This is a genomic window from Sutterella sp. (assembly GCF_052272535.1).
Taxonomy (GTDB): domain Bacteria; phylum Pseudomonadota; class Gammaproteobacteria; order Burkholderiales; family Burkholderiaceae_F; genus Sutterella.
The window spans coordinates 1-3,272 of the sequence record NZ_DAVZJY010000243.1 but is presented as its reverse complement, the minus strand read 5'-3'; the positions used below and the strand labels follow the sequence as shown (position 1 = coordinate 3,272).

Annotated in this window: 3 protein-coding genes; all 3 read left to right on the top strand. The window is 66.7% G+C overall.

Annotation, left to right across the window (positions count from 1 at the left end):
• Nucleotides 1-168: 168 nt before the first annotated feature.
• Nucleotides 169-573, top strand: a complete 405-nt coding sequence (locus ACT6Y9_RS09745; RefSeq protein WP_295477786.1) for a hypothetical protein — start codon at nt 169-171, stop codon at nt 571-573.
• A gap of 198 nt (nt 574-771) precedes the next feature.
• Nucleotides 772-2,661, top strand: a complete 1,890-nt coding sequence (gene uvrC, locus ACT6Y9_RS09740) for an excinuclease ABC subunit UvrC (protein WP_443744380.1) — start codon at nt 772-774, stop codon at nt 2,659-2,661.
• The coding region (pgsA, locus tag ACT6Y9_RS09735) for a CDP-diacylglycerol--glycerol-3-phosphate 3-phosphatidyltransferase (protein WP_443744379.1) at nt 2,658-3,272 on the top strand (615 nt) is incomplete at its 3' end. The genes uvrC and pgsA, both read left to right, overlap by 4 nt.

Here is a 3,272-nt window from a genome sequence, read left to right as displayed (position 1 = left end):
TAAAGCCAGCCAGTCCGAGATTCTGGGTTAGAAGGATGCGCCTCTCTTCCTTCGCGCGCTTCTTCCGACGCAGGCGGCGCCCGAACCTCCCATCCGGGCGCATTCATATAATGTGGTCGTCCTCCATCCACACGTCATTGCGGCCCATACGCGCCGCCCGTTCGAACAATGATCCAGAAGCCTTTCTCCGTCCTCCTTCTCGCCCTTTCGGGCGCCGCACTTCTCACGGGCTGCGCCGCCGTGCAGGAGGAGCACCAGAACTACGCCGGCCGCAAGTTCGACATCACGCCGGTCGTGGGTTCGGTCTGGCTTGCCAAGGCTGAGTGGCCGGGACAGACGAGCGTGCAGCGCCTCGCCGACTACGTCTACGAGCGGGCGCGCGCCTTCTGCAATGAGCGCGGCCAGGGCATGATGCCCGACAGCGGATCTTCGGAGCCCGCCGGCAAGGATGGTTCACCCGCCACGGCCTGGCTCCAATTCCGTTGCGCCGCCCCCCTTAAGGTCGACCGCGAATACCAGCCGATCAAACTCCACTTCGACGATCTTCTGGACGACGAAAAGAAAGGCAAGTAGTTTTTGAGTGAGGAGCGTCTGCGCGTGGAGCAACAGCCGACTGCACTGGAAACGCCGCCCTGGGAGGCCGACCGGGCTTCCGGGGAGCCGGCGCACGACCAGGGGGCACCCAGCGAACGCCCCGAGCCCGACGCGCCCCGCGCGCCCGATGCGGCTCCGGCCACCGAACCCGCCCCCGCCTTTGATCCCGCCGCGGAGGTGAGGACGCTCCCGCACCTGCCCGGCTGCTACCGGTACTTCGCCGCAGACGGCACGTGCCTCTACGTCGGCAAGGCCCGCGACCTCAAGAACCGCGTCTCGTCGTACTTCCGCCGCACGGGGCTCTCGCCGCGCATCGCGCTCATGGTCGCGAAGATCGCGCGGCTCGAAACGACGGTGACGCGCTCTGAGGCCGAAGCGCTCCTTCTTGAAAACAACCTCATCAAGACGCTCCGCCCGCGCTACAACATCAAGCTGCGCGACGACGCAAGCTACCCCTACATCCGCATCGGAAGCGAACCCTTTCCGCGGCTCTCCTACTTCCGCGGAGGCGTGGACAAACGCTCGCTTTTCTTCGGCCCCTATCCGAGCTCCTCGGCCGCCCGCACGGCGATCGAGCTCGTGCAGAAGGCCTTTCTGCTGCGCACCTGCGACGAAGCGAACTTCAGAAACCGCACGCGCCCGTGCCTCCTGGGACAGATCGGCCGGTGCTCGGCGCCCTGCTGCGTGCGCATCACCGAAGCCGAATACGCGCTCGACTGCCGACGCGCGGAGGACTTCATGCTCGGGCGCTCGCGCGAGGTGTTGGACGAACTTGAAGCGCGCATGTGGCGGGCGTCCGACGCCTGGGAGTTTGAAGAGGCCGCGCGGCTCAGAGACCGCATCGCCGCCCTCACGCAGATGCGCCATCAGCAGGCCGTGGAGACGACGGGCGGGGACGTCGACGCCGACGTCGTCGCCGTCGCGGTGCGCGAAGACGCCGCCTGCATCAACCTCGCGATGGTCCGCGGGGGCCGCCACCTCGGCGACCGCGCGATGTTTCCGAAAATCGACGCGAGGGAGCGCGAGGCCGCGCCCACGCGCAGCGAACTCATCGAGGCCTTCGTCGGACAGCACTATTCCGAGCTCCCCGTACCGCAGCTCCTCATCATCGAGCCCGTGCCCGAAGACCCGGAGCTTCCCGAGCGCGTCTCGTCGCTTCTCTCGGAGCTCGCGCACCGGCGCGTGCCCGTCGTCACCGAACCTCAGGAGACGCGCCGCCGGTGGCTGGAGATGTGCGTGCAGGGCGCGCAGATCGCCCTCATGCGGCACCTGCAGCAGGAAGGCACGCAGCTCGCGCGCCTCAAGGACCTCCTCGAGATCCTCGGCCCCGGGTTCGAGCCCGCGTCGGGCGACCCGATGGACTTCTCCGTCGAATGCTTCGACATCTCGCACACTCAGGGCGAGGCGACGCAGGCCTCCTGCGTGGTCTTCCGCGAGGGCCGCATGCAGAGCTCCCTCTACCGGCGCTTCAACATCACCGGGATTGAACCGGGCGACGACTACGCGGCGATGAAGCAGGCGCTCGAGAGGCGCTACGCCCCCGTTGCGCGCGGCGAAGCTCAACTCCCCTCGATGGTGCTCATCGACGGCGGGCGCGGTCAAGTCGAGATGGCGCGCCAGGTCTTCGACGAGCTCGGACTCGACCCGACGATCATCGTGGGCGTCGCCAAGGGCGAAGGAAGAAAGACCGGTCTCGAGACGCTCGTCTTCCCGCTGATCGACGGCGAGCGTCGCGCACCCCTCACGCTCGGACTCATGTCGAAAGCACTAATGCTTACGGCGGAGATCCGCGACGAAGCCCACCGCTTCGCCATCACCGGCATGCGTGCGAAGCGCGCGAAAACGCGCAACACAAGCAAACTCGAGGATTTCGAGGGTGTCGGTCCGAAGCGCCGCGCTAAACTACTCGCTCATTTCGGCGGCATGAAGCAGCTGAAGAACGCCTCGGCCGAGGACATTGCGCAGGTGCAGGGCATCTCGCGCACGCTCGCCGCGAAGATCTACGCGCAGCTCCACGGACAGCCCCTTGTCTCCGACCCGGAAGCCCCCAACTCACAGGAATCATGAAGCTCAAGCCCCCCTTCAAGCTCAACGTCCCGATGGTGCTCACCTGGATCCGCATCGCCCTCATTCCGGTGGTGATCGGCGTCTTCTACGTCCCCGACGGCATCCTCGCGGACCACTGGCAGAACGTGATCGCGTGCGTGGTCTTCGTCGTTGCGGCCGTGACGGATGCGCTCGACGGATTCCTCGCGCGCCGCTATGAAGGATGGGCGACCCGCATGGGCGCCTTCCTCGACCCGATTGCGGACAAGCTCCTCGTCGCGGCGGCCCTGGTCGCCCTCGTGGGCCTCGACCGCTGCGACATGGCCGTCGCCATGATCATCATCGGTCGTGAGATCACGGTTACGGGCATCCGCGAATGGATGGCGAAGATCGGCGAGTCGGGCCGCGTCAAGGTGAACTGGTACGGCAAAACGAAGACGATCGCGCAGATGACGGCGATTCCGTGCCTGCTCTGGTCCGACCCGGTCTTTGGGATCCCCGTCGCGACGATCGGCACCGGGCTCATCTTCATCGCCGCGATCCTCACGATCTACTCGATGTACGTCTACCTGCGCGCCGCCGCGCCCTTCTTCGAAGAGGCCCGCGCCGCGCGAGCAGCCGCCCGCGCGGCC